At 57.0% G+C, this 8,243-nt stretch carries 3 protein-coding genes and 1 pseudogene; 3 read left to right on the top strand and 1 reads right to left on the bottom strand.

What is annotated here, in order from left to right:
• Positions 1-138: pseudogene (locus tag EN874_RS17230) on the top strand (IS481 family transposase); the annotation flags it as partial.
• Positions 139-818: 680 nt separating this feature from the next.
• Here EN874_RS17230 and EN874_RS17225 read toward each other — a convergent pair.
• Positions 819-1,001 carry a hypothetical protein gene (locus EN874_RS17225; protein WP_127425801.1) on the bottom strand — a complete coding sequence of 61 codons (183 nt, stop codon included), beginning with the start codon at positions 999-1,001 and terminating at the stop codon, positions 819-821.
• 1,413 nt (positions 1,002-2,414) lie between these two features.
• Here EN874_RS17225 and EN874_RS17215 point away from each other — a divergent pair.
• Positions 2,415-2,621, top strand: coding sequence for a hypothetical protein (locus EN874_RS17215; protein ID WP_127425800.1), 207 nt, complete (start codon positions 2,415-2,417; stop codon positions 2,619-2,621).
• Positions 2,622-2,681: 60 nt separating this feature from the next.
• On the top strand, positions 2,682-3,470 hold the full coding sequence (xth, locus tag EN874_RS17210) for an exodeoxyribonuclease III (protein ID WP_127425828.1): 789 nt from the start codon (positions 2,682-2,684) through the stop codon (positions 3,468-3,470).
• Positions 3,471-8,243 lie beyond the last annotated feature (4,773 nt).

Raw genomic sequence — 8,243 nt, 5'->3', positions numbered from 1 at the left:
GACGCTTACAACTTCGGGCGCCGGCTTAAGACACTGACGGGGCTAACCCCCTACGAATACATCTGCAAATGCTGGACAAAGGACCCTGAACGCTTCAGGCTCGATCCAATCCATCAAATGCCGGGACTAAACACCTAGCGGCTATTCCGTCAGTCCAGGGGAAGCAAAATCCTTCGTCCAAGCGTGCCGGCTCGGGATTGAAGCATCTCTTAGAGGCTAAGCGCCGGGACCTGTGCAACCGGGCCCAAAAAGCAAATTTGGTTCCGATGTCAGCTCGGCATACCAGACGCTCACACAAGAACTCGCGGAATATCGAGGTCCCTCGTCCGACCCGGCCCTGTTCTTTTGGTGGATGCCCGTCACATCGCAGGATATGGCGGGCATCACCAACCGACGATGAACGGACTCATTGCTCGCCGGTCAGCATCCAATGCGATAGCCTGTTATATGTTTCGTCCGCGGGACCTAAGAGTTTGGCACCTCGTTGCATAGGACTGGCGTGCGAGGGCGGGAACGGATGCCCATCTGTTACATCTGTGCCTGCTTGTGCACGTTGTCCTCCGGCGATGCGCAACCCAGGTACTTCAGCTTTATCCTCGCCCGTCGGCGGCTGGCCGGCGGGCTTTTTTGTTTGAACCGCTTCGTCGTCATCAGGCCGCTTTGTGAACTGCGCAGGCTCACCCAGCCGAGTGTATCGAGACTTCCGTTCTACACCGCGTTGTCATGGGTGGAACAAACATCTGCAAGTCTTCGTTGCCGACTAGCGTAGCATGCCAACCCTACGTCCTGTCCAAACCGTCAATTCTCTATGCAGAGGACTAGGTCTGCTTCCTCGCCAGAAGACGCGCCTCGCGAAGGAGCGAGTTCGCATCAATGCCAATCATCTCGACAAGGTCGCGCGCCTGCGCCTCCGTGATGCTCGTTTCGCGCACTAGGAACCGCACACGAAATTGCTTCTCTGCCTGTACGCGTTCGCCGCGCTCTTGCTTGCTCTCTGCCATAGGATTTTCCCCAATGGTCGGGAACTTCGGTCGAGCGGATTGGTTCCGCACATTTAGGAAAGCGATTTACGGCGTGGGTTCCCTTGATCAACGCCTTCTTGATTTCCTCGATTGTGCCCAGTGCCGTTCGCGAAGACGGTGATGATCTCAGCGGCCAAACTATCCCATTCCAGACTGCGGGGCGGCGCCTAGCTCATCGAGCGCCTTGCCAGCATAGAGTCTACGTGCGACCAGGAGGCGGAACCGAACGCCGCGCTCGAGCTGATCTAAAGTCACAGGATGCGAAGCCTAGGTCGCACGACGGATCCCATGGATTCCCGTACGACATACTTCGCCGTTCGGCGTGGATTCCCAGCCAAAAGGGCTAGAACGACGCAATCCTTTGCCTTCTTCGCTCCAAGCTTCTCGCCGTTCGGCGTGCGATCCTGAGTTCGTCCAGTGTCGGCTGCCACCACCCTCTCGATCGTTCGGTCGATCCGGCAGGGCGCCGCGCCGGCCATGTCTTGACCAGTTCAGTCAAGGTCGCTGGCCGCCATCTAGCCCATACATGATCGACGGCCGTGTCCGTCAGTTGGGGGTAGAACGCTGACAATTCCGGGTCATCAGCGAGCTCACCTGAAATCCCGGTGAAGACGACGATGCCGTATTGCTGCGTCGCCACAGCGCGACCGAACGGAGGCAGGTCTTCGGCTGAAAGCGGATAGCGACGGCGCCTGCGCTCGGCATGGCGCAGTTTAGCGGCCTTGTGTTCGCCCGAGTGCTTGTTAGCTTCCGATCGCCGTTTCCTCTCCTCAGGCTCGGCGCGTTGGGCGGCTCTTTCGATGCTTTGGCCAACGGCGCTGCAGTTCCTCATAGGAGCGGAAAGGCACCCTCCAGGCTCGCAATTCATCATCCCAACTCGCCCATGGAACAGCTCGTAACTCCTCGACAACGGTCCTGGAATAAGGCGTGCGGATGAGCAGGTCGTCTGCGACTTGCAGATACCGGCTCGACAGTGGATCGAAGGCGACGGCGTCTCTTCCCTTGCTGTCGTCATAGGCTGTGCGCGAAGCCGCCTCTTGCGCCAGCCAGCGCTCGACCCGCCGCGCTGCCGTCTTTCCCGGGACGAACCAGCTCCCGCGCTCGTCGCTCCACCTGGCGCGCGGGAATGCACGCCGAAACCGCTCAACCGTGCTTCGATCATACGGGAAGTGCACTTCGGCACCATCGGGTGCCTGCGGTGCGGCAAGGGCGTCAGATTTTTCCATGGGTTTGCTATTGGCAGCACTGCCAGCAAAGAACGCTGCGGAAGCCGTTTGGATTCACGCCACACAGCGGCAAGGAATACAGACAGACGAAACTGCGCAACGAGCGAAGCTTGGAGAAACTTTCCATGCGCTCGACGGTTAATCCGAATCCAGAGAGGATCGATTCATGCCCAGACAAGCCGCAAAGGAACCGGGGACGGGCCGGCCCAAGAAGCCTCGTTCGCGTCCGCTGAAGGGCGAGGAGGCTGAAGTGAACCATATCGTGGAAACGCAAAACATATCGCCGGCGCAGGCGCGGGAGCTTGTGCGGCGCTACGGAAACGATTGGCGCAAGATTGAGGAGGCCGCCAAAACGTACAAGGAGAACAGCTAGGCAGCAAAGCCAGGAATCGCCGGGGACAGCTCGGAAAGATCATCGACTAAGATGACCGCCATGACCACAATCGCGACCTTCAACGTAAACGGCGTCAACGGACGATTGCCGGTTCTCCTCAGATGGCTCGGCGAAACCCGGTACGACATTGTCTGCCTGCAGGAGCTCAAGACATCCGATGATAAGTTTCCTGCCGATGCTATCAAGGAGGCTGGTTACGGCGCCATCTGGCACGGCCAGAAGTCTTACAACGGGGTAGCAATTCTGGCGCGCGGGACAAAGCCGCTGGAGCGCAGGCGTGGCCTGCCCGGCGACCCTGACGATACGCACAGTCGCTACATCGAGGCCGAGGTCCGCGGACTGGTGATCGGCTGCGTCTACCTCCCCAACGGCAATCCGGCGCCCGGCCCAAGATTCGATTACAAGCTCGGCTGGTTTCAGCGATTGATCAGCCATGCACAGACATTGCTCAAAGAAGAGACGGTCCTCTGCGGCGACTACAACGTGGTGCCCACGCCAATCGATGCTGCGGTGCCGGCACGCTGGCTGGGCGATGCGGTGTATTTCCCGCAGAGCCGTCAGGCCTACGCCGACATGCTGGAGATGGGGTGGACGGATGCGGTTCGGCACCTCCACCCCGAGAAGGGCGTCTACACCTACTGGAACTTTTCCTACCGGGGCGGTTACGACCGGAGCTCCGGTCTGCGGATGGATCATCTTCTGATCAGTCCCGCCCTTTCAAACAGGCTGCGCGGCGCCGGCGTCGATGTTGCGGTACGCGGTTGGGAAAAGCCAAGCGATCACGCGCCGGGATGGATCGAATTGATTTGGCCCGGGAAGAGCGAATAGGGTTCTTGGTCGAAAGCCGCAGACTGCCGCGATCCGCCGCTGCAAAGGCGTAGGCAGCCCCCGTCTGATCCAACGACACACGCCGGCCCAAAAGAATTCGATCAGCCGACCCTGGAGCGGCGATTTCTGACCGAGACGATGTCGCCTGCTCGACGCGACGCGCAATGATCCGCACTGACGTCGGAGCAACCTTTGGGCCGCTCCCTGGATCGGCCTCGTCCCCGATTGCTCAGTCTTCGCGGGTGAGATCCAGCGGCTGAACTTGAACTTTCGGTGAGACCGCGCCTCCTCCCCGAGTTAGAGGGCGCTGCCCCCCTTTCGGCAAAGCGCCTCGGCCTTCATCTTCATTTTTTAATCGCCCGCCTCTCCACCTCGGAGAGGCTCTAGAGATTGAGTGAGTGACGTGATGGGCGGGCAATGCGCAAGCGGGCGATGCGTGAGTTCGTGAGTGAGTGCGGTGGGTAGGTGAGTGAGTGAGACACGAATGGCCGAAGATATGCTCAGATCCTGAGGGGATCTTTGGCCTGACCGGGCTTGGGAGCCCATTCATTATCAAGGGCATTATCGGGATAATCACTGGCTCATTATCCTGATAATGCGAGTCAGGATGCTCGCCGCATCATCCTCTCCGCTCCGCCGCACTACACTCCGGATGCTTCCGGCTCACCTGGCAGTATGGACTCCTGAGTCTCAGGCATGAGGAGTTCGTTCCATTGGTTCCACAGGAGCCTACTGGACATGATCGACGTGAGGGCACTCAGTTGCTTACACCACGTCGCCCTGCTTTGTAGATGCGGCGAGCTCGTCGCCAAGGGTGGTGACCACGAGGCGAACGCCACTGCTTGGTGACAAGCCTCTCCTAGCCTCGAGCGCCCAGGGCATGGCCTGCTTAAATGGCTTTCGTCTACACTGCCATCGCTGGAAAGCGGCTCGACGTAAGAGCAACCAGGCTGCTGGACATATCGCCTAACGGGGGCCGGCTTGCATTCGGAAGGAAAATCCCCGAGCCAGCTCGTCCACCTCCCACGGCGTGACACAACTTGCGCCTACCGAGTGTCGGCCTGGCTGGCACGGCCCCCAAGCCTCGAACGCTCAACCATCGCTATTTACCGTGCCCATTATTTCTGATTTTCGTTCCTGATTTTTGAGATAATCCGGCCCTTCTGCATATCGGAACTGGGTCCGAACCAAGAGAGGGTCCTCCAGCTTTGGGGCCCAAAGCATCGCAGCCTCAGAACTGTCTCGCTCGGAGCCGGCGAGCTCTTGACCCTTCCGTGGCCATGATGATGGACAAGGACGGCAACCCGACCGAGCTCGAAGTCGACGCGGTGCCCCCCTAGCCAGCGACCGACAACTCGGCTGGTGCGAGATCGACGTCGAAGAAAAATCCTGGGGGCGCCCCACATTTCACTGAAGGCACCCCTGAAAGTTTAAGCGGGGGTCTTGCCAACCCCCCTTTCCGCAAGTTACAGAGCTTTGCTCTGTTCCGAAACGCCGCAAGCCTACATCTGCCTCTTTTCTCACCCCTCTCCAATTCGGAGAGATTCTATAGAGAGAGACGGACGGGCGAAGGTATGCTCAGATCCTGAAAGGATCTTTCGCCTGGGGAATGGGGAACCCCATTCATTATCAAAGAGCATTAACAAGATAATGTTTACCAGGCAATTAGAAAACCATTAGCGGAAAATCCCTGCTATATTTTTCAGAAACATTATTCAGATAATCATTATACGGATTATCTCGTGCATTTCCTTGGTTCCATTATCTTGATAATGCTCGCCAGGATTCCCCTCACCGCATTTTCCTGCGGTGCTCGCTGCGCTGCGCTCCTCGGAATGCTCCCGGGATCACCTGGCTCGCTTCTCCTCTTCCCCATGGCTCAGGGAGGGGAAGTCTTTCCCCGCATTATGAAGATAATATTATCTGGAAATGGGGCGGCTCGATTGGCGTCCATCCCCTGGCTCCCGCGACATGTGACACATCTTGCCGCTCACCGACGGCTCGGCGGATGGCCAAAGGGTAGCTGCTCTCTGCAACGTACTTGCGGAACTCATCCTGGGTCTCTACGCAGGGTCGAACCATGGGGAGCCGATCCCGTCGGCTCGAGAAGGGAGGCGCTTTCGAACGAACTGCATCGATGGCTGCAGACCTGAGAACACCCGGTACGCTACGTCCCTGCCGTGTGGACTGCAGCGGGCTCGTTCCCTTGGCTAGCGGCCCCTTGTCGAACGCCGCTTGGGTGCAAAGTCTCTTCCACCCTTGAGCGCTCAGGGCATGCATCGCTGAGACGAACCCGGCTCAAGTAAGAGCACCCGGCGGCAGGGACACATCGCTTTACCGACGCCGATTTGCATTCGGAAGAAAACCCCAGAGCCAGCTGAGCTCGTCCATCACGGACACTGTCCTGCCCGATCGAACTGAAGCCACGATGGAAATCACCGTGCTCACCACGTCATCCCAGGATTACCAATTCGAGGTGGCTGAGGATCCTGGCAGAAGTCCACATTCCACCGAGCTCTAGGAGCGCTGAGTATTTTTCTTGTCGAAGGGGCTTGCCAGCACCCCCTTCTGCAGGTTACAGGACTTATGTCCTGTAGGACACCCCGCCGAGGGCTCCAGCTTCTCTCTTCTTATATATAAGAAGAAAGGAGAAGAAGAAGAAGTATTTATAATATAGCAATATATTATAAATAGAAGAAGGTGGGGAAACCATTTCCAAGATAATCATTATCATGGTTTTCAAAACCATTAACAGAAAATCCCTGCAATATTTTTTAAAGGGGATTATCTAGATAATTATTATATCATTTTCTCTGGCTCATTATCTTCGTATATGCTCGCCAGGTGCTCCTCACCGCATTTCCCTCCGGTGCTCACTCGCTTCGCTCGTTGCGCTCCTCGGGATGCTCCCGGGACACCTGGCTCGCTTCTCCCCTTATCCACTGGCTCGGGAGGGAGAGGCTTCTCTGGACGAAACTGGATCGAGGGCTCGATGTGAAAGCACTCAGGCATCGACAGACGATTCGACGAGAGCGGGCATCATCCTGCCCACTCACGTGAGTCCAAGTCGCCCGCCTCTCGGCTCGAGACCACAGTTCACTGCGTGCTCGTTGAAAACGCTTGATATCGAACATGTCGAGAATAGGTCCTTGGCTGACAGAGCTCCGCTCTGTCAGCCAAGCGAGCGTGCCACCCAGGATTTGCCCGGGGCTGTCAGCCCACCGGTTTGCATGGGACTGCGGTGTGGAGGTTTTCTTTCCATGGCTCCATAAGGGGGAGACTTCCCCCGCATAGATCGCAGTACGAGATTTGCGATAGCTAGGTCCGACGCCATATCACACCAGGGGACCACACACCTGGTTCGAACTACCCCCCCCGGGTGTCTCTGGTCACACCAACAAACCCTCCCCCTCTTGTTCCTGGTTCCAAGGTTCGGTTCATTCCCATGGTTCCGGCGCTTCGCGCCTTCGGGCGTCTTGAGGTCAAGATGACCGTGAACCAATGGAGGCCATGATCATGGCTACAATCTCGGAGCTCGACGAGACTACGAACCATCGAGACAAGCCAACACACAGCGGCGGCAATCCTTGCCGCCGCTTTCGGGACACACGGTGTAGGTAGATAGTTCCCTCGATAGGCTTTAATTGCTTGGATAGTCTAACGTCAGAGCGCTTGACCGCCATTGAAGGCGCCAGGATTGATCGGGATCGTCCGGCCCCGACATATCGATCTTTGTGGACCATGTACGCCTGGCGATCGGCTGGGCAGACGAACAAGAACCTACCAATGCCGCATAGTCTCGGGAGATCCAACCTCCCTGGCTCGAGACGAGGTACTCATCCAACTAGACTCTCAAGCCCGGGCATCAATGTCATGCAAACTAGCTACGAGTCGCTCGGTCATTGCTGCCGTGCCTTTGACGCCTTACAGCCCCTTGTGGCGGAGACGTGAGCCATTCCTTCGAGCGGCCTATCTCAAGTCATCTGAGCCCGCTCCATCTGGCTCGGCAAAGCGCTTGAACCAGCAACCAGAACCACCGCAGCTCATACGCCGGATTCTGCCAGCTCGACCAAACAGCCAAGCAGTGCCACCAACTCGCGATCATGTCCAAGCCGCAAAGGCCGGTTGTCAGGCCTCACAGGTACTGTAGGAGCGATCCAAGCCTCAGACGCTGGAAGATCATGCTCACCGGACGGGCACTCCTCCGAGAGGTGCCCTACGGTGGCCTTTTTGAGATCATGGACCAATGACCTGGATGCATATCCGCGACGAGCCACAAAGCTCAAAACTCTGCGGCAACCCAAAACAACCCGGGAGCAAGGAACGATCCTTCGCTCAATCATCTTGAGCTACAAATCCACATTTCATTGTGGGACGAAAGAAATCGGATTGTCAGATCATTGACACGCCGCTAAAAAATCCTCAGTCCTTCCACCGCCCCGCCTTTCCGCTTTCAAAATCAAAAATCCGTTCCGGTCCGTTACCAATCAATTAGATTATTATAATATTCCGCCGATCATAATCTTCATAATCATCATATCATATCCTTTATAACTCTCCGATCATAACCTCGATAATCCTTCGATTATAACCTCTATAACTCTTCGATTAGTTACCTTAATAATCCTCCGATCATAACCCTTATAGTCCTCCGATCGTTACTTTAATAATCCACTCTTTAATATCACACATAATACGCGAGATAACACCGACAGGGGAGACGAATGCGAGCCAGCTTCGCGCCGCGTCCCTAGCGAGCGCAGCGAGCGACGG

The sequence above is a fragment of the Mesorhizobium sp. M1D.F.Ca.ET.231.01.1.1 genome (assembly GCF_003999155.2).
GTDB lineage: Bacteria > Pseudomonadota > Alphaproteobacteria > Rhizobiales > Rhizobiaceae > Mesorhizobium.
Note: the sequence above shows the minus strand (reverse complement) of the source record. Positions and strands in the feature narration are given on the sequence as shown.

Coding starts and splice junctions, on each gene's coding strand:
- EN874_RS17225 (WP_127425801.1), bottom strand. CDS start 1,001: ATGGCAGAGAGCAAGCAAGAGCGCGGCGAACGCGTACAGGCAGAGAAG.
- xth (WP_127425828.1), top strand. CDS start 2,682: ATGACCACAATCGCGACCTTCAACGTAAACGGCGTCAACGGACGATTG.
- EN874_RS17215 (WP_127425800.1), top strand. CDS start 2,415: ATGCCCAGACAAGCCGCAAAGGAACCGGGGACGGGCCGGCCCAAGAAG.